At 68.3% G+C, this 20,144-nt stretch carries 23 protein-coding genes and 1 pseudogene; 8 read left to right on the forward strand and 16 right to left on the reverse strand.

What is annotated here, in order from left to right; all coding sequences use genetic code 11:
- Positions 1 to 19: 19 nt before the first annotated feature.
- The 4 genes from HALNA_RS17115 to HALNA_RS17130 form a co-directional block, all read right to left on the reverse strand.
- Positions 20 to 628: a protein sorting system archaetidylserine decarboxylase gene (locus HALNA_RS17115; protein WP_049937554.1), complete on the reverse strand. Its 609-nt coding sequence runs from the start codon at positions 626 to 628 to the stop codon at positions 20 to 22.
- On the reverse strand, positions 625 to 1,638 hold the full coding sequence (locus HALNA_RS17120) for an AAA family ATPase (RefSeq protein ID WP_049937555.1): 1,014 nt from the start codon (positions 1,636 to 1,638) through the stop codon (positions 625 to 627). The genes HALNA_RS17115 and HALNA_RS17120 overlap by 4 nt, the downstream gene beginning before the upstream one ends.
- A gap of 70 nt (positions 1,639 to 1,708) precedes the next feature.
- Positions 1,709 to 1,975, reverse strand: a complete 267-nt coding sequence (locus HALNA_RS17125) for a hypothetical protein (RefSeq protein WP_049937556.1) — start codon at positions 1,973 to 1,975, stop codon at positions 1,709 to 1,711.
- A gap of 24 nt (positions 1,976 to 1,999) precedes the next feature.
- On the reverse strand, positions 2,000 to 3,481 hold the full coding sequence (locus tag HALNA_RS17130; RefSeq protein WP_245576043.1) for a methyl-accepting chemotaxis protein: 1,482 nt from the start codon (positions 3,479 to 3,481) through the stop codon (positions 2,000 to 2,002).
- 108 nt (positions 3,482 to 3,589) lie between these two features.
- Here HALNA_RS17130 and HALNA_RS17135 point away from each other — a divergent pair, with 108 nt between their 5' ends.
- Positions 3,590 to 5,326 (forward strand): excinuclease ABC subunit C, encoded by a 1,737-nt coding sequence (locus tag HALNA_RS17135; RefSeq protein WP_049937557.1) that lies wholly within the window; start codon positions 3,590 to 3,592, stop codon positions 5,324 to 5,326.
- A gap of 119 nt (positions 5,327 to 5,445) precedes the next feature.
- Here HALNA_RS17135 and mdh read toward each other — a convergent pair whose 3' ends face one another.
- Positions 5,446 to 6,360, reverse strand: a complete 915-nt coding sequence (gene mdh, locus HALNA_RS17140) for a malate dehydrogenase (RefSeq protein ID WP_049937558.1) — start codon at positions 6,358 to 6,360, stop codon at positions 5,446 to 5,448.
- A 146-nt stretch (positions 6,361 to 6,506) separates the two neighbouring features.
- Here mdh and HALNA_RS17145 point away from each other — a divergent pair, with 146 nt between their 5' ends.
- Positions 6,507 to 7,106: an Sjogren's syndrome/scleroderma autoantigen 1 family protein gene (locus HALNA_RS17145; protein ID WP_049937559.1), complete on the forward strand. Its 600-nt coding sequence runs from the start codon at positions 6,507 to 6,509 to the stop codon at positions 7,104 to 7,106.
- Here the strand turns inward: HALNA_RS17145 and HALNA_RS17150 are convergent.
- The 3 genes from HALNA_RS17150 to HALNA_RS17160 form a co-directional block, all read right to left on the reverse strand.
- Complete coding sequence (locus HALNA_RS17150) at positions 7,097 to 9,493, reverse strand: DEAD/DEAH box helicase (protein ID WP_049937561.1); 2,397 nt, start codon at positions 9,491 to 9,493, stop codon at positions 7,097 to 7,099. The two genes, HALNA_RS17145 and HALNA_RS17150, sit on opposite strands and share 10 nt — an antisense overlap.
- A gap of 69 nt (positions 9,494 to 9,562) precedes the next feature.
- Complete coding sequence (locus tag HALNA_RS17155; RefSeq protein ID WP_049937562.1) at positions 9,563 to 9,805, reverse strand: ferredoxin; 243 nt, start codon at positions 9,803 to 9,805, stop codon at positions 9,563 to 9,565.
- A gap of 83 nt (positions 9,806 to 9,888) precedes the next feature.
- Positions 9,889 to 10,575 (reverse strand): DUF5828 family protein, encoded by a 687-nt coding sequence (locus HALNA_RS17160; RefSeq protein WP_049937563.1) that lies wholly within the window; start codon positions 10,573 to 10,575, stop codon positions 9,889 to 9,891.
- A gap of 294 nt (positions 10,576 to 10,869) precedes the next feature.
- Between HALNA_RS17160 and HALNA_RS17165 the strand changes: the two genes are divergently transcribed.
- Positions 10,870 to 11,241 (forward strand): cupin domain-containing protein, encoded by a 372-nt coding sequence (locus HALNA_RS17165; protein WP_049937564.1) that lies wholly within the window; start codon positions 10,870 to 10,872, stop codon positions 11,239 to 11,241.
- On the opposite strand, the gene HALNA_RS17170 is transcribed toward HALNA_RS17165, so the two are convergent.
- Positions 11,242 to 11,448 carry a hypothetical protein gene (locus HALNA_RS17170; protein ID WP_049937565.1) on the reverse strand — a complete coding sequence of 69 codons (207 nt, stop codon included), beginning with the start codon at positions 11,446 to 11,448 and terminating at the stop codon, positions 11,242 to 11,244.
- 132 nt (positions 11,449 to 11,580) lie between these two features.
- Between HALNA_RS17170 and HALNA_RS17175 the strand changes: the two genes are divergently transcribed.
- Together HALNA_RS17175 and HALNA_RS17180 are read left to right on the forward strand one after the other, a co-directional pair.
- Complete coding sequence (locus HALNA_RS17175) at positions 11,581 to 12,303, forward strand: hypothetical protein (protein ID WP_211226036.1); 723 nt, start codon at positions 11,581 to 11,583, stop codon at positions 12,301 to 12,303.
- Between the two features lies 1 nt (position 12,304).
- Positions 12,305 to 12,922 carry a DUF6517 family protein gene (locus HALNA_RS17180; RefSeq protein WP_049937566.1) on the forward strand — a complete coding sequence of 206 codons (618 nt, stop codon included), beginning with the start codon at positions 12,305 to 12,307 and terminating at the stop codon, positions 12,920 to 12,922.
- 28 nt (positions 12,923 to 12,950) lie between these two features.
- On the opposite strand, the gene HALNA_RS17185 is transcribed toward HALNA_RS17180, so the two are convergent.
- From HALNA_RS17185 to HALNA_RS17195, 3 genes are all read right to left on the reverse strand, one after another.
- Positions 12,951 to 14,801: a carbon starvation CstA family protein gene (locus HALNA_RS17185; protein WP_049937567.1), complete on the reverse strand. Its 1,851-nt coding sequence runs from the start codon at positions 14,799 to 14,801 to the stop codon at positions 12,951 to 12,953.
- 169 nt (positions 14,802 to 14,970) lie between these two features.
- On the reverse strand, positions 14,971 to 15,924 hold the full coding sequence (locus tag HALNA_RS17190; protein ID WP_049937568.1) for an ArsA family ATPase: 954 nt from the start codon (positions 15,922 to 15,924) through the stop codon (positions 14,971 to 14,973).
- Positions 15,924 to 16,220, reverse strand: coding sequence for a hypothetical protein (locus HALNA_RS17195; protein WP_049937569.1), 297 nt, complete (start codon positions 16,218 to 16,220; stop codon positions 15,924 to 15,926). Before HALNA_RS17195 ends, HALNA_RS17190 begins: the two co-directional genes overlap by 1 nt.
- 99 nt (positions 16,221 to 16,319) lie before the next feature.
- Here HALNA_RS17195 and HALNA_RS17200 point away from each other — a divergent pair, with 99 nt between their 5' ends.
- Positions 16,320 to 17,549, forward strand: coding sequence for a CobW family GTP-binding protein (locus HALNA_RS17200; RefSeq protein ID WP_049937570.1), 1,230 nt, complete (start codon positions 16,320 to 16,322; stop codon positions 17,547 to 17,549).
- On the opposite strand, the gene HALNA_RS17205 is transcribed toward HALNA_RS17200, so the two are convergent.
- From HALNA_RS17205 to HALNA_RS17215, 3 genes are all read right to left on the reverse strand, one after another.
- Positions 17,546 to 17,767 (reverse strand): zinc-ribbon domain-containing protein, encoded by a 222-nt coding sequence (locus HALNA_RS17205; RefSeq protein WP_049937571.1) that lies wholly within the window; start codon positions 17,765 to 17,767, stop codon positions 17,546 to 17,548. The two genes, HALNA_RS17200 and HALNA_RS17205, sit on opposite strands and share 4 nt — an antisense overlap.
- Positions 17,768 to 17,961: 194 nt before the next feature.
- Positions 17,962 to 18,375, reverse strand: coding sequence for a hypothetical protein (locus HALNA_RS17210; RefSeq protein WP_049937572.1), 414 nt, complete (start codon positions 18,373 to 18,375; stop codon positions 17,962 to 17,964).
- 14 nt (positions 18,376 to 18,389) lie between these two features.
- On the reverse strand, positions 18,390 to 18,710 hold the full coding sequence (locus HALNA_RS17215; RefSeq protein ID WP_049937573.1) for a hypothetical protein: 321 nt from the start codon (positions 18,708 to 18,710) through the stop codon (positions 18,390 to 18,392).
- An 80-nt stretch (positions 18,711 to 18,790) separates the two neighbouring features.
- Here HALNA_RS17215 and samp2 point away from each other — a divergent pair.
- Both samp2 and HALNA_RS20325 read left to right on the forward strand, forming a co-directional pair.
- Positions 18,791 to 18,991 (forward strand): annotated as a pseudogene (gene samp2, locus HALNA_RS21790) (ubiquitin-like small modifier protein SAMP2); the annotation flags it as partial.
- Positions 18,980 to 19,393 (forward strand): GNAT family N-acetyltransferase, encoded by a 414-nt coding sequence (locus tag HALNA_RS20325; protein ID WP_342665036.1) that lies wholly within the window; start codon positions 18,980 to 18,982, stop codon positions 19,391 to 19,393. The pseudogene samp2 and the gene HALNA_RS20325, both read left to right, overlap by 12 nt.
- On the opposite strand, the gene HALNA_RS17225 is transcribed toward HALNA_RS20325, so the two are convergent.
- The gene (locus HALNA_RS17225; RefSeq protein WP_049937574.1) at positions 19,382 to 20,080 is read right to left on the reverse strand and encodes a DUF7546 family protein; all 699 of its coding nucleotides are present in this window, start codon (positions 20,078 to 20,080) and stop codon (positions 19,382 to 19,384) included. The genes HALNA_RS20325 and HALNA_RS17225 overlap by 12 nt on opposite strands.
- Between the last annotated feature and the right edge of the window lie 64 nt (positions 20,081 to 20,144).

A 20,144-nucleotide genomic window follows, 5' to 3' on the forward strand; every position in this document is an offset into this window, starting at 1 on the left:
TAGATAACATATGGCGTGATTACGGCGACTCGAGAGCCAGGACCGTCTCCCCGGCACGGACGGCATCGCCCGTCGCGACGAGCAGATCGTCGCGGTCGTAGTCGGCCGGCAGGAGTACGTCCGCCCGGCTCCCGAAGTCGATGTGACCGATCCGGTCGCCGCGGGTGACGGCGTCGCCGGCGCCGCAGTAGGGATGGATGCGCCGCGCGAACCAGCCGGCGATCATCGACACGTCGTGGGTGTCGAAGGCCATGTCGACCCGTTCGTTGCGATCCGAATCCTTGGTGAACGCCGGCCGGTGCGCGCCGGGTCGGTGCGTGGCCGTCTCGACCGTTCCGTCCATCGGCGCCCGGAGGACGTGCACGTCGGTGACGTTCATGAACACGCCGACCCGAATTCGATTCTCTTCCTCGCGGACGACGGAGACGCGGCCGTCGGCGGGGGCGACGACGCCGTTCGGCGGCGGCGTGCGCTCGGGGTCGCGAAAGAACCAGATCACGAACCCGCCGAGCGCGAGGGCGAGGGCGCCGAGCGGCGGCGCCAACACGGCGAGCGGGATCGCGGCGAACAGCGGCGGCAGGGTGAACCGGCGGGCGCCGGGCGCGAGCGAGAACGAGGGACCGATCATCGGTGCGTGCCCTGTCCGGTCCCCCACGACGCCAGCAGATGCGTGAGGTGGAGGCGGTCGTCCGTCCCCGTCACCAGATCGTGATCCACCTCGCCCGCGAGGCGATGGAGGCGCGCGAGCCGCTCGCCGTCGTAGCGCTTGCGCCCCGCCTCCAGCAGGTCGACCAGCAGCGACTGCCCGTCGTACCCCTCGTCGTCCAGCAGGGTGCCCACGGTCTTCCGCGCATCGGCGACATCGCCCGCCTCGGCCGACTCCAGGATCGCGGCGAGTTCGTCGTCGTGGCCCACGTCCCGGAGCGTCCCGTGGACCGTCGTCATCGTCACTTCGCCGGCCTCGACGGCGGCGGCCTGAGCACCGAGGATCGCCTTCCGGAGGTCGCCGTCGGCGTAGCCGGCGACGAACTCCAGACCGTCGGCGTCGTAGTCGACGGCCTCGGCGTCGAGGATGTCCCGGACGACCGCTTCGATTTCGTCGGCCGTCGGCGCCCGGACGGGCACCGGGAAACACCGCGACCGAACGGGTGCGATCAGCGTCGACGGCTGGCGAGTGACGATCACGAACTGGGTGGTGCGGTGGTGGCGCTCCATCACCCGGCGGAGCGCCTGCTGGAAGTCCTCGCGGATCGCCTCGGCGTTGTCGAGAACGATCGTCTTGTAGTCGCCGGAGACGGGGGCGTAGCTCGCCGACTCCTTCAGCACGCGGTTGATCATGTCGCGTTTCGCCATGCGCGAGCGGCCGGTGAGGAACTGCTCGAACCGGGGGTCCTCGCGAATCTCCCTTTTCGTCCGGTCGAAGAAGTCCGCGACGTTGATCTCGACGAGATCAGTCGCGTCCGCGTGTGCGGCGTCGGCGAGCGCCCGGACGGCGGCAGTCTTGCCGGCGCCCGGTGGTCCCTGCACGACGAGGTTCATCGGTTCGTCGACCGCACGGTCGAGACGGTCCCGGACCGACGCCTGTGGCAGGTCGTCGAGTCCGGGGGCGTGCGTCTCCGTCCACAGCGGGGCGTCCATTGTCGGGGGTAGTCGCGCGTGCAGTACAAAGCTTGCTCTCTTCCTCCCCCGGCGCTCGCTTACGACCCGCTCACACCGTCTCGTCGGGTTCGTGTCGCGCCGCCATCCGCGTCGCCTCGGCGGCGTACCGCTCGCGCAGGTCGGCGTCCGAGATCGGTTCGAGCGCGTCCGGATCGGCGTCGACGGCCGCGGTGACCCCGCCCGACCGCTCGACGGCGATCGGCGCCCGTTCGATCCGACGTACCGCCGTCCCGTCGGCCGTCGCGTACGCCAGTGAGATGAGTCCCTTGTCGTCGTAGGTTCGGTCGACCAGCCACAACCGCTCCGTCTCGCCCATGCCCGACCATCGCCGCCGGCCGTGTTATAGCCTGTCCTCGCGCCCGTCGGCCCGGATGTCCGCCACGCTCCGCTGGAGTTCGTCGACGGCCCCGTCAGCTTCGTCGGCTGCGGCGACGATCCGATCCGCTGCGTCGGCCGTCTCTTCGGCCCGATCCCGGAGGTTCTCGATAGTCGCCGTCAGTTCCTCGGCGGTCGCCGCCTGATCGTCGGCCGTCCGCGACACCTCCGCGACACCGTCCGCCACCCGATCGATGGTGTCGGCGATATCCTCGAACGTCTCCAACACCGCGTCGATACGGTCGCTCGCCTCCTCGATACGGTCGAGCGAGTGGGTCGCCGCCCCTACCGTCTCCTCCGTCTGGGTCTGGAGCGCCTGAATGTCGTCGGTGATCGCTTCGGTGTGGTCGTGGGTCTGTTCGGCCAGCGACTTCACTTCCTCCGCGACGACGGCGAACCCGTCGCCGTCCTCGCCCGCCCGCGCCGCCTCGATGTTGGCGTTCAAGGCGAGCAGGTTCGTCCGGTCCGCCACCTCCGAGATGACCTCCACGACCTCCTCGATGTCGTCCATCCGATCGCCGAGGGCGGTCACGTCCTCGACCAGTTCCTCGCCCACGTCGACGACGCTCTCGGTCGCCGCCCGGGCGTCCTCGCTCGCGTCCTGCCCCGTCGCCGCCGCGTCGCGGGCGTCCTCGGCCGCCGACTCCACTTCGTCCGTCGTCGCCGCCACCTCCTCGATGCCCGCGCTGAACGACTGCATCTCGTCGGCCCCCTCGATTAGTAGCTCGTTTTGCTCCTTGACGTTGTCGGCGATGGCGTCCGCCGCCGTCGCCGTGCGGTCGATGGCGTCCGCCAACGACTGCGTCTCGTCGTCGACCTGTCCGGTGAGGCTCTCGAACTCCGCCGCCGTCCGGTTCAGCTCCTCGACGACCAGCGCGAGGCGGTCGTCGACTTCGCGTTCGTCGGCGTCGAACGCCGCCCGGGCGTCGAGCCGTCCCTCGGCGAGGTCGTGGAGCGTCCCACGGACCTCGTCGACGAGATCCGCCACCGCTTCACGGCGCTTCACCGCCGTCGTCCGATCGCGGATCGCCTGGATGACGGCGACGAACTCGCCGTCCTCGTACAGCGGCATCGACGTGTGCCGGAGGTGCCGCGTCTCTCCCCATCGATCCGTCATCGTCTCCTCCATCGCGTAGAGCGACAGGTCGTCGTCCTCGAGTTCGATGCCCGACCGCTCGTCGGCCGATTCCGGCGCATCGAGCACCGTCTGAGCCAGCATCTCCGATTCGCGGCCGTCGGGGTAAAACACCGAACTCGGCCGCGTCGAACCGATAGCGGCGTCGTCGCCGTTGCCAGTCAGCCGTTCGATGCTGTGGTTCCACGCCGCAATCGACCCGTTCCGGTCGAGGACGAACACCGGCATCCCGACGCCGTCGATCAACACGTCGTCGTCGATGTTCAACTCCACCGATCGTTTCCCTGCCTGTGACTCGGGAGCGTTATTCATACGCCACCGGTCGATATGTCGGTTCTTAACGGTTTCCGGCGATTATCACAGGCGAAAATCCGAGCGAACGCGTCAGGCTCATTTGTGCTCGCCGGCTACGACACTCCGATGGACGCGACGGCGGTTCGAGCACGTGCGGCCGACCTGCCGCCCGATCCGGGCGTTTACCTCTTTTACGAGGGCGAGCACGTCCGCTACGTCGGCAAAGCGGTCGACATCCGAGCGCGCGTGCGCTCCTACGCCGACCCGCGGAGCGACCGTATCCGGCGCATGGTCGACCGGGCCGACCGGATCGACGTGGCCGTCACCGACACCGAGACGCAGGCGCTCTTGCTGGAGGCGAACCTCATCAAGCGCCACCAGCCGCGGTACAACGTCCGGCTCAAGGACGACAAGTCCTATCCACTCGTCCAACTCACCGACCACGACGCGCCACGGATCGAGGTGACGCGGGACCCCGACGAGGGGGCGACCGTCTTCGGCCCCTTCACCGACAAGGGTCGGGTCGAGACGGTCGTGAAGGCGCTCCGGGAGACGTACGGGCTCCGTGGCTGTTCGGACCACAAGTACCGCGGCCGGGATCGACCCTGTCTCGACTACGAGATGGGACTCTGCAGCGCCCCCTGCACCGGCGAAATCGACGCCGAGTCGTACGCCGAGGACGTCCATGCCGCCGTCCGCTTTTTCAAGGGGGAGACGGGCACCCTCGCCGACCCGCTCCGCCGGGAGATGGAAGCCGCGGCACAGGACCGGTCGTTCGAACGCGCCGCCAACCTCCGTGACCGCCTAGAGACCGTCGAGTCGTTTCACGGTGCCGGCGGCGACGCGGTGGCCGACCCGTCCGACGAGCGGACGGTCGACGTTCTCGGCGCCGCCGTCGAGGGCGACCGGGCGACGGTCGCGCGCCTGCACAGCGAACGGGGGCAACTCGTCGACCGCTCGCGCCACCGGCTCGACGCACCGGAGGGCGAGGATCGGGTAGGGACGCTCCTCGCGGCCTTCGTCCCCCAGTACTACGCCGACCGCAACCTCCCCGACGCCCTGCTGTGTTCCGAACGGCCGGACGACGACGAGGTGCTCGCGTGGCTGGAGGCCGAAGGCGTCGCCGTGCGCGTTCCAGGAGCCGGCCGCGAGGCGAAGCTCGTCGACCTCGCACTGAAAAACGCTCGCCGACGGGCCGGCGGCGACGACGCCGCAGAGCGGCTCGCCGACGAACTCGGTCTCGACGCCCCCGTCGAACGGATCGAAGGGTTCGACGTAAGCCACAGCGGCGGGACGGCGGTCGTCGGGAGCGACGTCTGTTTCGTCGACGGGAGCGCCGAGAAATCGGCGTACCGTCGGAAGAAACTCACCGAGCGCAACGACGACTACGCGAACATGCGCGAACTCGTGCGCTGGCGGGCCGCCCGTGCCGTCGACGGGACGGATGACCGCCCCGATCCGGACCTCCTCTTGATCGACGGCGGCGACGGCCAACTCGCCGCCGCTCGCGACGCCCTCGCGGAGACGGGCTGGGACGTGCCCGCCGTTGCACTGGCGAAAGCCGAAGAGCGGATCGTAACGCCCGGCGGCGTCCACGACTGGGCCGACGACGCCCCCCACCTCCATCTCTGCCAGCGGGTTCGCGACGAGGCCCATCGCTTTGCCGTCCAGTACCACGGGGCCCTCCGAGACGAGGTGTCGACGGCGCTCGACGACGTGCCGGGCGTCGGCCCCGAGACGCGACGACGACTCCTCCGGCGGTTCGGGAGCGTCGAGAACGTCCGCACGGCGTCGGCCGCGGATCTACAGGACGTGGACGGCGTCGGCGAGAAGACGGCGGCGGCGCTGACGCGACGGCTGTGATGGCAAACAGGTGGCGCCTCTCCTGGCAGCGTCACGAGGTGTGGCACCACGCGCCCGCGAACACCCCGTGACTGCTCGTCAGATCACGGGGAGGCTGGCCGCGGCCTCCTATATAAGACTCAGGCGATTTCGTCGTACTGCTCGCTCAGCTTTTCCGCCGCGTCGTCCATCAGGTCCGCCTCGTAGTCGTCGAGGTCCCACTCCACGACCTCCTCGACGCCGTTCGCGCCGAGTTTGACGGGGACGCCGAACGCGGTGTCCTCGTAGCCGTACTCGCCGTCGAGGACGACGCTGCCGGGGAGGACCGCGCCGGTGTCGCGGATCACGGCCTCGACCATGTGGGCGACGCCCGTCGCCGGGCCCCACTCGGTCGCGCCCTTGCGCTCGATGACATCCATCGCGGACTGCTTGAGGTTGCCGAGGATCTCTTCGCGTTCGTCGGCCGAAAAGTCGGGGTCGCGGCCGTCGACCCGCACCTTCGAGAAGACGGGTACCTGCGCGTCGCCGTGTTCGCCGAGGATCGTCGCCTCGACGTTCTTGACCGGCGCGTCGAACCGCTCGGAGAGGACGTAGCGGAACCGGGCGGAGTCGAGGCGGCCGCCGAAGCCGACGACCGAGGATCGGTCGCGGTCGCCCGTCTCGTAGAGGTGGCGATTGAGGAGGTCGACCGGGTTCGAGGTGGTGATCGACACGAAGTCGTCGTTGTACTCCGCGAGCGAGGAGCCGATGTCCTCCATGATCGGCGCGTTGTCGCCGGCGAGGTCGATGCGGGTCTGACCGGGTTTCCGGGGGATGCCCGCGGTGATGACCACCACGTCCGATCCCTCGGTCGCCTCGTAGCCGCCCTGCCGGACGACCGTGTTCGAGTCGTAGGCGATGCCGTGGTTCGCGTCGGCCGCCTGCCCGATCGTCTCCGCCTCCATATCCGGAATGTCGACGAAGACGAGTTCGTCCGCGATATCGCGGAGCGCGATGTTGTAGCCGGCCGCGGCCCCGACCGTCCCTGCGGCGCCGATGACGCTGACTTTCGTCATATCACGTACCGATGGCTGCGGATTCCGATTAAACGCTTCGGAAGGGCCGTATTCGGCCCGCAGTCGGCGTACGACCGATCGACGACCGTCGAAAATCGCGGGGCGAGCCCGTGGGGTTTTTCGACCTCGACCGTCTTTTCGACCCTATGAGCGGGTTCGACGAGGAGGCCGAGCGCGAGCGACTCCGGGAGAAGTACGAACGCGACCAGGAGAAGCGCGCGAGTACGCAACGCATGAGCGAACTCCTCTTGAAGGGAGCGACGATGACGAACAGCCACTGTGACACCTGTGGCGATCCCATCTTCCGTTACGACGGACAGGAGTTCTGTCCGACGTGCCAGACGGCCGGTGAGGAGGCGGCCGAACGGGACGCCGAGGCCGAGACGACGGCGTCCGAGGAGGTTACCGAACCCGAGACGGCGGCCGACACCGCCGACGCGGCGGCGGACGACACGACTCCGGCCCCCGAGGCCGCCGGCCGCCCCGTGCAACCCGGCACGGCCGACGAAAGGATGACCGTTACGAGCGACGGACGGATTCGCGACGCGGGTGCGGAGCCGACGGCGAGTCGACCGTCGGCGTCCGCCGACGGATCGCTCGACGAGGCCCGCGCGTCGCTCTCGCGGACGCTGCTCCGGTACGCGCGGGCGGCCGAAGAAGCGGACGACCCGCGGCGGGCCACGGAGTTCCTCTCGGCCGCGCGCGAGGCCGCGGAGACGCTCGCCGCACTGGACTTTCAACGGTAGTCGCTGCCCACTACGTCGCGGATGCGGTCGGCGGTGACCTCGCCCACGCCGTCCACGTCCAGTAAGTCCCCCTCGCGGGCCGTCATCACGGCCTCGACGCTGCCGAAGTGTTCGAGCAGCGAGCGTGCCGTCACCGGGCCGATATCCGCGATGGCGCCGACGACGTACTCCTGCTGTTCGGCCAGCGTCTTCGCGCTCTTCTCGCCGTGGACGCTGACCGCGCGGTCACGGGTCGTCTGCTCCCGGCCGGCAAGCACCGCGAGGAGGTCAGCCGTGTCGCCCTCCCCCTCCGTCCGCAGGACGCTCACGCCGAAATCGACCGTGAGCGACGCCAGCGCCCCACGGATGGCGTCGGGATGGACGTTGCGCTCCTCGTAGAGCCCCTCGCCTTCGATCAGGACGACGGGGCGGGCGTAGTGACGCGACAGGTCGCCCACCTGGTCGAACAGGGAGCGGTCGCCCCCGGTGAGGGTGTCGAGGAAGTCGGAGACGGTCTTGCGTTCGAGCGCGACGCGGTCCGAGACGACGTAATCGCCCACCGCCAGCGTCTCCAGTCGCGTCTCGATCCCCTCGCGGGTCGAGAGGTCGCGGGCGATGGCGGAGTCGAGTTCGCGCTGGTCGACGACGATTTCGACGGTGTCGTCGTCCTCGTCCGTCTCCGCGGTGGCGACGACGGCGTCGGTGTCCGCGCTCTCGCTTTCGCCCGCCTCGTCCGCATCCGTCGCCCCGAAGTCGGCCAGCCCCGGCTGGGCCGTCGCACCGCCGTCGGCCTCGGCGCTGGCGCCCGTCTCCGCACCATCGAACGAGTCGAGCGCCGTCTGGGAGTCGTCGAGTTCCGCCGCCATCTCGTCGGCGACGCCTTTCAGCTCCTTCAGCTCGTCTTCCATCTCCTGTTCGCGTCGTCGGGAGATCCAGAAGAAGGCCTCGTCGCGGGTGTCCTCGGCCATCAGGACGACCACCCGACCCTCGTCCTGTCGGCCCGTCCGCCCCTTGCGCTGGATGGATCGGATCGCGGTGGGCACCGGTTCGTAAAAGAGCACGAGGTCGACCTCGGGCACGTCCAGTCCCTCCTCGGCGACGGAGGTAGAGACCAACACCTCGAACTCACCGTTTCGAAAGGCGTCGAGCGTCTCGCCCTGTTCCGTCTGGGTCATGCCGTCCGACCCCTCCTTGTCGCCCTGGCCGACGAACCGCCGCACGTCGAAGCTCTCGCTCAGGAAGTCGGTCAGCGCCTCGGCGGTGTCGCGGGACTCGGTGAAGACGATGACGCGGTCCCCGCCGCCGATGCCGAGCGTCCGTGCGAGGAGGACGCGCGTCTGCCTGAACTTGGGATGTAGGTCGTCGAAATCCTCGGCGTTCCGCATCGCTTCCCGTACCTTGGGCTCCGAGACGAGCCGCTGGCTCGCTTTCGACGCCCCGGAGGCGCGGGCGGCGTTGCGCTGGCGCTCGAAGTAGCGACGCAGGGATTCGACGGACTGCGTCTCCGCGAGTTCCACGGCTCGACGAAGCTTCATCACCTCGGCGTGGATCGACATCCCCTCGTACCCCTCCGACTGGTCGGCGTCGATGAGGTCCTGTAACTGCCCGCGCATCGAGTTCAGGTCGCGCTGGGAGAGGTCCGGACTCGTCTTGTTCGTGACGCCGAGCTCTTTCAGTTGCTCCAGCCGGTCGGTGATGACCTCGTTGATCGCGTCTCTGATGTCGAGCACCGGGTCGGGCAGCGTCACCCGCTCCCACTCGACTTCGGTGTCGTGGGTGTAGTCGGCCACGTCGGCGTCCTCTTCGGTCATCACCGCCACCTCGCTCAACCCGAGATTCTCACAGACGGTGCGGATCGCCTCCTCGTCGCCGCCGGGCGAGGCGCTCATGCCCGTCACCAGCGGCGCCTCGGCGTCGGCGTGGTAGCGCTCCGCGATGTAGACGTAGGCGTAGTCGCCGGTCGCGCGGTGACACTCGTCGAAGGTGCAGTGGGTCACGTCGGACAGCGAGATGCGTCCGCCGATCAGGTCGTTTTCCACCACCTGCGGCGTGGCGATGACGATGCGGCTCCCCGTCCACAGGTCGGCCCGGTCGTCCGGCCGTACCTCGCCGGTAAACACCGTAATCTCGTCGTCGGGGATGGAGAGCGCCTCGCGGTAGAAGTCGGCGTGTTGCTGGACGAGCGGCTTGGTCGGGGCGAGAAAGAGCGCCGTCCCGCCGATGTCGTGGAGGCGTTCGGCGGTCACGAGCAGGCTCACCGTCGTCTTGCCGAGGCCGGTGGGGAGACAGACCAGCGTGTGCGCGTCGCGGGCATCGGACGCGAGTTCGAGCTGGTAGCGACGGCGCTCGATGAACCCCGGTTCGAGCAACGGGTGCTCGACGTACGTTTCCTCGTCGGTGGCCGCCATTACCCGGGATTCGTCGTCCGCGTGGTTAAGGGTTGGCGAACCGCAGTGAAAGTGAAACCGAGACCGTGACTACACGATCCGTTCGCCGTCGTCGTCGTACAGGCGGATGGCGTCGACGGGGCAGGTGCGCGCGGCGAACTCGGCGTCGAGTGCCGCGTCGTCGGGCACCTCGCGGACGAAGACGTCCGGTTCGGTCTCCTCACCCCCCGCGAGGTCGGCTTTCCCGTCGTCCCGGTTCTCCTCGAACGCCGCCCACTCGTCGGTACACTGGAACATCCCGATACAGGTGTCGCGGTCGAACTCGACGTGCATGAACGGTGGTAAACGGGGCGACGAGAAAGGTGTGGCGCTGAGCGGGTGTCGTCCGGCGGCCCTCGATCGGACCGACACTCGTCTCAGTTCGTCGTCGACTTCGACTCGCCGCCGTTCTGCGGCGGTTCGACGCCCTCGACGACTTCCGCGACGGTCGTCTCCTTTTCGGTGTCGACGTGCCAGCGATCCACCGCGTCCTCGTAGTCGGTGAGCCGATCGCTCACGGCCGACTTGAGTTCGTCTTCGTTGACGTTCACCTCGAAGATGAACCGATCCTCGTCGCCGCCGCGAGCCGTCTTCTGGACGTTCGCGCTCACGAGTTCGTTGTCGAAGTAGTAGGGAGCAAGCTGGGTCATCACCTTCCGGTAGACCGTGTCCTCGACGGCCCGGAGCGCCTTTCGCCCGGCGGAGTCGGCGGCGCGGGCGACGTAGTTGATGGAGTCCTGCCAGCGCTCGACCGCCCCCTCGTTGTCCCCCTCCTCGACGCGTTCGTAAGACTCCGAGAGCTTCTCGCCGGCCGTCCGCAGATCCTCGTCGGGCTCTTTCCCCGCTTTCTCGCCCTCGCCCTCGGCGACGCTTGCCTGTTCGGCCGTCTTCTCGTTGACGTCCTCGCCGAGACGCTCGTGGGACTTGGGTCGCCACTCGTCCCACTCCTCGAACGCGTCGCCGTCGGCACCGGCCTCGCGAAGTGCGCGCGTAATCCGCTCACCGTGCTCGACGATATCCGCCCACGTGCCCCGGCATTTGAAACCGGATACGCTCTCTTCCATCTCTTGTCACCTTCCCACGGCTCCGGCGTACAAAACGGTTCCGCGGTATCACCGGGGCGAGGTCCTCGTGACCGAGCGGCCACGCCTCCCGGTCTCATAGGGATTATCGTAGCCAGGCGGAAGTAAAGCGATCCTCGACTGGCCGTGGTCTCCGATTCGGACGAAACCGAACCGATGACCATCTACGAGCATCCCTATCACGTCCCGAACCCGCTGTGAGGTTGCTGACGCCGGCCACGTACCGTGAGCCGTCGACGACGGGGGATTTTTATTGTTCCTCGGCCGTGATCGACTATGGGTTACCACGTCGTCGATACGGACGAAGTCGATCCCGACCCCGACCGTCCCTGCACGCGCCGTTCGTTGTCGGAACTGGGCGGACTCTCGAAGATGGCGATCAATCGCTACACGGCCGAACCGGGCGAGGAACTGCCGCTTGCCTACCACTACCACGACGAACAGGAGGAAGCGTTCTACGTCCTCTCGGGAACGCTCCACGTCGACACACCGGAGGGACGGCTGGAGGCCGGACCGGACACCCTCCTTACCGTCGAACCCGACAGCCCGCAGTTCGCGTACAACCCCGAGGACGCGACCGAATCCGTCGACGTCGTCGCGGTCGGTGCACCGGCGGTCGACGGAGATGTCCACGCGTACGAACCGTAGCTACCGGTTCCAGACGAATCGCGTGACTGCGTCGTCGACCCGCGTCGAGAGCCGCGACAGCCACGCCTCCGGGGAGGCACGTTGCATCGAGGTCCGGTCGACCTCGATCCGCTCGTCGCCGAACGGGTCGCGGGTCTCGTCCTCGTCGACGGCGTCGACGACGACGCTCATCGAGCACCGTCCGCACGCTTCGGTATCTTTCGCCATTGATCGTAGTTGGGTCGCCAGTGATTTAAATCCTGTTCGCGATGCGTTTTTCATCGTCGCTGGTGTATCCCCCCTTATGCACCGACTCGTGACGCCGACGCCACCGACCGACCCCGGTCACCGCCCGCGGCGATGAGCGGCGATCGGGGTGAGGACGCGACGGACGGGGCGAACGCACCCACCGCCGCGATACCCTCCGAAGGACCGGCGAACCACGCGCCCGACGACGACTGGGGCGCGCCGGCGGGCGAGGCCGAGCGGCTAGCGTCCCTCCCGGACGAGGTGATCGAAGGGGTTCCCGACTGGCACGACGACCCGTATCTCGACCGCGTGAGCGATCGCTTGCTGCACAGCTACGATCTGGAGCGGGCGGTGACCCACGGCGGCCACCGCTGGGACCTCTACGGCGAACTCCGGGTGATAAACCAGAAGCAGTTCGTCCACCCCGCCCTCTCCTACGCCGACCACGAGTCCGAGGAGTACCTCTTCGCCCGCCGGGTCCATCGGCCCACCGTCGCCGAACTCGAACGCCTCGTCGACCTGGGACACGACATCGCCGACGAGCGGGTGAGCGGGGACGAGGAACATTATCGGACCGACATCACGTTCGTCCTCGTCGCCGACGGGATTCCCGACCCAGTCCGGGAGTTCGTCGACGGCTTCCGCGACCGCACCCTGTTGAAGTTCGGGTACTACGGCCACTACGAGGTGAATCTGATCGTCGTTGCGCCGGACCGCCGGGCTGCGGTCGCCAGCGAGGCGGCCGACGCCGTCCAGGCGTTCGCCCTCTGGGAGGACCTCGACGACTCCGAACCGGGCCTCCTCGAACGCGTCGCCCGCCGCTTCTGGTCGTAGGATGCGTCGCCGTCACTTCCTCGCCAGTGGGCTGGCCGGTCTCGTCTGGACCGCGGGCTGTGGGCTCGTTCCCGAGGAAAGCGATCCCATCGAGGCCAGCGCGACCGCACCGGCGACGCTCCCCGAGGCTGCGGCGGCCGAGGCGGGGGACGAACGGATCGTCGCCGAGACGACCACCGTCGAGACGACTGTCGACGCCGACATCGGCGGCGACGTGGCGTTGAGCGCCAGCCGGGAGGTGGTGATGACGCTGTTCCGACGGGTCTACCGCGCCGATGGCGAACGGCGGTTCGGGCTGGTGACCGCGCCGACGGTTCGGCTCATCGGGAACTCGGAGACGCGGTACGATCCGATCCCGGCGCTCGACCGCGCGCGTGTCGTTGCCCTCGCGACCGACCGATCCGTCGACACCGTGAGCGACGCCACGGAGTCGGGAGCGGTCACGATGCTCGGGACGGAAACGCCACGCGAGACGGCGACCGCGACCGACGGGGACGAGAAACTCGCGCTCGTCCGGGCGCGCGTTCGCGCTGACGACGACGCCGTCACCGCCGTCGCCCTCGCCCCGACCGACGACGCCGTCGTCGCGCCGCTGGGTGCGGTCGCTCGCGACCCGTAGCGGGTCAAAAAACCGTCGGTTCTGGCGGTCAGTCGTCGCTCGGCGTGCTGACCGCGCTGCCCTTGTCCCGAACGCTCCGAATGTTCGAGTAGCCGATACGGACGAGCGACAGTGCGAGGTAGATGAGCACCAGCGCGAGCACGGCCTGGACGGCGCTGGAGATCATCGCGGATGTCGACTCGGCCCCACCCTGCAGGATGTTCGTATAGATGTTCTCGTAGAGCGCGAGCCACAGCAGTCCCAGGATGGTGATGACGGTCATGACTGCCATCGGGACGCCGGTGGAGATGAGCTGTTTGGAGTCGTCCCAGTTGGCGAGCCACACCGTCGCGGTCAGGAGCGCAAGCGCGGCCAGCAGCTGGTTGGCCCCGCCGAACAGCCCCCAGAGGACGACCCACTCGCCCGACGCGACCAGCGCGTAGGCGGCGAGACACTGGATGACGGGGTTGGTGTAGCGGCCCCGGGCGAGGTTCCCGAGGCTGAAACTCTCCAGTCCGGTCGTCGTATTCCCGGCAGGCAGGCCGACGATCTCCTCCATCATGTATCGGCCGAGGCGGACGGCCGTGTCGGTAGAGGTCAGGAGGAAGCTCACGAGCACCAGCGCCATGAACACGCTGGCAGCCGTCTGGGGCAGGCCGAAGCTGGTGAGAATGATGCCACCGCCCGTGGCGAAGTTGGGGAGCGCACCCCCGATACCACCGGCGGCGGCGTCGGCCGCGAAGCCCCCGATCGCCAGCGTCGACAGCGCGACGGACGCGAGCAGGCCCTCACCGAGCATCCCGCCGTAGCCGATGAGGCGGGCGTCGGTCTCCTTGTTCAGCTGTTTGGCCGTCGTCCCCGAGGAGACCAGCGAATGGAACCCGCTGATCGTCCCGCAGGCGATAGTGATGAAAAGCAGCGGGAACAGCGGCAGGAACACGCCTTCGACCCCCCAGAAGCCGTTGTACATTCCGATCGAGGGGTCGATGACGAGCGGCTGACTGCTGGTTCCAAACACCGTGCCGACGATGATCGCCAGCAGCGCGCCCCCGACGCCCGTGTACAGCAGGAACGACGAGAGGTAATCGCGCGGCTGGAGCAACACCCAGACGGGGAGTGCGCTGGCGATCCCGGCGTACACCAGCACGACCGGGATCCACGCCGCGGTGTTGGCGCCGAGTGCCCCGGCGGCCGGGACCCAGCTACCCGGTCCCGAGAACAGCACGAACGTGCCGGCCGTGTGGCTCCCCTCGGCCAGCGGGAACAGCGCGAACGGGTACTGGAGCCCGACCCAGACGCCGCCGAAGACGCCGGCGACAAACAGGATCGTTCCGGGGATGAACGGGCCGTCGAGCTGGTAGAGGTAGACGCCGAAAATCAACGCGAGTACCACGTAGACGAAACTCGCCGTCGCTACCTGTGGGAAGGCGTTGAAGACGATGGCCACCACGAGGGCGAACACCGCCACCACCAGCACGATGGTGAGGAAGGCGAACCACAGCAGCATGTTCTTGCCCCGCTCCCCGACGTACTCCCCGATGATGTAGCCGATCGACTTCCCCTCGTGTCGGAGCGATCCTGACAGCGAAACGAAGTCGTGGACTGCACCCATCAGCGGGTTACCGATGGCGATCCACAACAGCGCCGGCACCCAGCCCCACACCGCACCCGCGGTGATGGGACCGACGATCGGCGCACCACCCGCGATACTCGAGTAGTGGTGCCCCAGCAACACCGGTTTTTTGGCCGGAATGTACTCCTGACCGTCCTCGTACTTGTGTGCTGGCGTCTCGGCCTCCTCGTCGAGGTCCACGAACTTCGCGAGATACCGCGAGTATCCCACGTACCCGAGCGTGAACGTCACCAGCACCGCGAGTACGATCCAGATTACTTGTGTCATGTATGGCCCCAGCCACAAGGATAATTAAAGATAAACTTAAGCGTTGGTATTCTGGGCGTGAGACGTACACACACGCACCCACCGCCCGAACGGCAGACTGGCGGAATCACGGAAGCAGCCGGCCGCCGTGCCGACCGAACGGATCGTGTCGTGGAAACGACGGCCCCGCTCACCTCACCGACACGTCGAGTTCGGCGGCCACCTCGTCGAGCAGCGACCCCTTCACCTCCCGGACCCGGGTTTCGATTTCCGCGACGACCGGTTGGTCGAACGTCTCGTGGAGTTCGTCGAGACGTTCGTTCTCGGTGGCCACCCGCTCTCGGAGGTAGCGAGCGCCGCGGCCGTCCTCGTCGTCGTCCGGCGACGGCGTCAGTTTGTTCACCGCCAGACCCCGAACCGTCAGACCGTGGTCGGCGAGCCCCTCGATCGCGCGTCGCGTCTCTCGGATCGATAGCTCGTCGGGGTTGACGACGAGAAAGAAGGCGGCGTCCTCCTGAAGCGCCTCCTTCGCGAACTCGAAAGTCTCCTTGCGATCCCGGAGGCGCGCGATGATGGGGTCACCGTCCATCAGCCGTCGGGGCTCCTTGTTGCCGATGGCCGCCCGCTCGTACAGTTTGACGCTCTGTTCGCGTTTGTGGAGGAGGCGCTCGACCCACGCCTGCAGAAACTCGGGGAGGCTCAGGAGCCGCAGGGTTCCCCCGGTCGGCGACGTATCGAAGACGATCCGATCGTACGGATCGGGGTCGCGCATCACGTCGATGAACCGGTCGAACAGCGCGGCCTCGTAGGCGCCCGGCGTCTGGTGGGCCATCTCGATCTGGCGGTCGATCTCGGTGACCATCGCCGGGCTCACCTGATCGCCGAGGGCGCGTTTGGTCTCCATCAGGTGCCGTTCGAGTTCGTCGTCGGGATCGATCTCCATGACGCTGAGGTTCTCGACCCCCTCGACCGGGCGCGGGTCGTCGGAGAACTCCTGGTCGAACACGTCGGCGGTGCTGTGGGCGGGGTCGGTGGAGACGACGAGCGTCTCGAGGCCCGCGCGGGCGCATTTCTGACCGTAGGCGCTCGACATCGTCGTCTTGCCCACGCCGCCCTTACCGCCGAAAAAGACGAATCGGTCCATCAGAAGTGAAACTGCTGGCCCTTTCGTTCGAGCAGCGACCCGCGGTTCCACATCCGACGCTCCCACGCCTCGAACTCGTCTTCGAGGTAGGGGAGGAGTTCGGCGGTGTAGTACGACACCGGACTCGGGATACCGAAGGCGTCGGGGAAGCAGGCCAGCATGAACGTATCCTCCCGATCCTCGGCCTCCTTCTCGATTTTCTCGTACGCCGGGTGGGAGATCAGCCCGTGATACAGCCCACGGAGCCACTCCTCGGCGACCCGCCGGAAGCGCTCGATCCGTTCCGCGAGATCCATACCCCGACTCCCGGCGGCGCGGAGAAAAGGGTGTCGTCGGTCGCCCGCCGCGAGCGCACGTCCGCGGGGTTAACGTCGGTCGACGCCCTCTCCCCGGTCATGTCTCGCGACCGCGACACTATTCCCGTCACGATCCTGAGCGGGAGCCTCGGCGCCGGCAAGACGACGCTGCTCAACCACCTGCTCACCGGGGCGGGCGACCGCGATATCGCCGTCCTCGTCAACGACATGGGCGACATCAACGTCGACGCCGACCTCGTGAGCCAGAACACGGACCTCGCCGTCGACGGCGGCGTGACCGAGCTTTCGAACGGCTGTATCTGCTGTGAACTGCAGGACGACCTCGAAACCGCCGTCGTCCGGCTGGCCCGAGACCGCGACTTCGATCACCTCGTCGTCGAGGCGTCAGGCATCTCCGAACCCCGGCCCGTCGCCCGCCTCTTTACAACGGGATCGCAGGCCGCCGCTCGCTACGACGTGGCCGCTGTCGTGGCCGTCGTCGACGCCCGCCAGTTCCACGACGCCTTCGGCGAGGCGGGCGCCGCGGCACGCCGGGGCGAGACCGACGACGGGGCGCGACCCCTCTCCGACCTCCTCGTCGAACAGGTCGAGTTCGCCAACCTCGTCGTCCTGAACAAGACGGACCTCGTGACGCCAGATGAACTGGACGCCGTCGAGGAGATGGTTCGCGCGCTCCGCCCCGACGCCGAGGTGGTGCGGACGGAGCAGAGCCGGGTCGACGCCGAGACGGTGTTTCGAACGCGATACGATCCCGCGACCGCCGACGAGGCGGGGTGGAAGCGGACGCTCGAGGAGGACGCACACGACCACGGGGGCGAGGACACCGCTCACGACCACGCCCACCCCGAAACCGTCTACGGCGTCACCTCAATCACCGACCGCCGCCGCCGTCCGTTCCACCCGAAACGCCTCCACGCATTTCTCGCCGACCTGCCCCCGACGGTCGTCCGCTCGAAGGGCACCTGCTGGATCGCCACGGGGGCCGACCAGTCGTACACGATGGGCCAGGCCGGTCCCTCGGTCCGGATGACGGCCGCCGGGCCCTGGATCGCCAGCCTCCCCGAGTTCGAACAGGACGCCTACCGGCGCAACCGCAAGAATCTGGAGTGGGACGCGGAGTGGGGCGACCGCCGGACGGAACTCGTCTTCATCGGCCGGGGGATGGACGAGAAGGCGCTGGTCGCGGCGCTCGACGACTGCGTGCTCACCGACGAGGAGATGACGGCGGACTGGGACGACTTCGAAAATCCGTTTCCAACCGAGACGGGGGCGGAGTACGTCGTGGTCGAACCGACGATGGAGCGCTAGCAGGCACACCCGGTCGATCCGGGCGACCGTTCGAGCTCCATCGCCTCGCCGCAGTCCGGACACGTCGGTGCGTCGTCGCCGTCTACCTCGGTGTCGAGGATCCGTTCGCCACAGTCGTGACACCAGTACGCGCCCGTCGACTCGTCCGCACCCTCGCTGCGGTTCGGCGCCGGGGTCGAGGCCTTGAACGTGTCGGTGATCGTGTTCAACAGTCCCATAAGTGACGCTTCACACGGTGAGCGTTAAAAACTCGGTCGGCTGTCCGCGGGCGGCGCACGGCCGCGACGGATCGCCGCCGCGGTCACGCCTCGTCGTCGGGCGTCGAATCGGCTTCGACCTTCGCGACCCGGCGTTCGAGAGCCGCGACGCGGTCGGTGCGTGCCCTCCTCCGGGCGCCGACGGCCAACAGCCACTATCGGGTCGCCTCGTCGGCCAGCGTGTCCAGCAGCCGGGTCAGTTCTCCCCGTCGCTTCCACGTCGCCAGCCGGTCCGTCAGCGCCGGCGTGGGCAGCCCCAGGCTCACCGCCGACCGGGCGGTCACGCGCGACCCCTCGTTTTCGGCCTCGACGGTCAGATCGGTCGTCATGGCGTCGAACGGTCCCGCCGAGCCGGCCTGCGTGTAGTGGAGGCCGCACGGCCGCTCCTCGAACCGGAGCGTGAGTTCCAGCCCGCGCGCGCCGGCGGTGACGAGCGTGCCGTCGTCGGCCTCGGTCACGTCGCGGACGGTGAAACTCCCCTCGCTCTCGACGACCGTTGCGGGCGTCAGGGCGCGCTCGACGGCCGTCGGTGTCGCCCGGACGAACCGCGAGACTTCGACCTCGCGCATGGGAGGCGTTCGCGTCACGGCATGAAAAGGGGGAGGGAGAGGGCAACGAGCACCGCGGCCCCGACCAGCGCGGCGTAGAACAGCCCCTCGATGCGCTGTCCGGCCGGGAGTTCGCCGCGGAGTTCCGGCCGGGCGGTGTAGACGAGACGGTGATACGCCACGCCGACGGCGGCGAGACAGGCGACGGTCGGCAGGCCGAACACCGCCGGCCCCGACAGGCCGATAGTGATGGCGTAGACGGGGCCGAACGAGTAACAGACGAGGACGGCCATCGACGCCACAACGAGGAAGGGCACGGCGTCGACGGCGGTTCCGTCTCGGTTCCGGAGGGGCATAGGTGGCGTATACGCCTGCGTGGTGAAAACTCGCGCGGCGCGACGGAAGGTTCAGGGGCGTCCGCCGACTCCCTCCAGCCATGCCCACGGTTCGCGCCGAGGTGGTCGGCGAAGGCGTCGAAACGGTCGCCCTCGACGCCGACGCCACCTACGGCGACCTGCTCGTCGCCCTCGAGTTCAGCCCCCACGAGGCGACGGTCCTCGTCGACGACCGGCCGGTACCGGAGGATCGATCGGTCGACGCCGACCGGGTGCGCGTCCTCCGGTTGGTGAAGGGAGGGGCGCTCGACGAGCGGGCGATCCGGGTTCGCCGCGCCGACGCCGCCGACCTCCTCGACGTGCTGCGGATTCTCGACGGCGCGATGCTCGAAACCGACGCCGATCGGGTGTCCGAACGCATCGAAGCGGGGTCGGTGCTGGTGGCGACGGTCTTGGAAGACGGCGAAGTCGTCGGTGTCCCCGTCGGCGCCCTCGTCCGCGACGGCGACCGCGTGACCGCGGTGGCGACCCGCCGGCGCCACCGCGACCGGGGCGTCGGGAGCGCCCTCGTCCGGGCCGCGCTGGCGGGTCGGGATCACCTCGTCGCCGAGTTCGACCCCTGCGTGCGGCCGTTCTACGAGTCCCTGGGGTTCGATATCGAAGCGGCCGGGGACGGTCGTCTCCGTGGCCGGTTAGAGGGGTAGTCGCCGCGAGACGGCGATCCCCACCTCGTCCGCCCAGTAGAGGAGCGCGATGGTGAGAAGAAAGACGAGCGTCGAGAGATCCCAGGACAGCCCCGTCAGCGTCGACCCGAAGAGGGTGGTGGCGCCGAGGATGGGGAGGAGAATGGAGAACGTACAGCCGACACAGGAGACCAGACCGAGGACGCCGGAGAGCACCGCCCGCGTCGCGTCGAGCAGGCGGGCGTAGACGAGGTAGGTCATGGCGAGGTAGCCGACGAATTTGAACGGGACGACGGCGAGCCGAACCCGCGGCGTGCCGTAGACGACCGACGGCCCCCAGCCGGGGATGTTCCAGTGAATCGACGAGACGGCGCCGCCCGGGAGGGGCCCCGGAATGCCGAGAAGGAGGATGCCACCGGCCCACGAGAGCAGGAGGAAGTAGCCGGCAGCGAGGGCACGCGCGACCCAGCGCTTGCGACCGTCGACGCTCGGGAGGCCGGTCCGAATCATCGCCCACAGACCGACGTTGATCCAGACGAACGGGTAGACGACGTAGCGTGGTTCGGTGATGATAACGCCCGTGACCACGATATACGCCGTCACGAGGGCGAGTTCGGCGGCGACGACGAGGCTCCACCACCGGATCGCCCGCGTCTCCGCGAGGAGGAGACGGCGCACCCGGTCGAGCGGGTCGTAGGCTTCGCTCACGGGACCACCTCCACGGCGTCACCGCGTGGCGCGCACATGGTCGACGGCAGGTTCCGGAGCAGTA

It is taken from the genome of Haloplanus natans DSM 17983 (genome assembly GCF_000427685.1).
GTDB lineage: Archaea > Halobacteriota > Halobacteria > Halobacteriales > Haloferacaceae > Haloplanus > Haloplanus natans.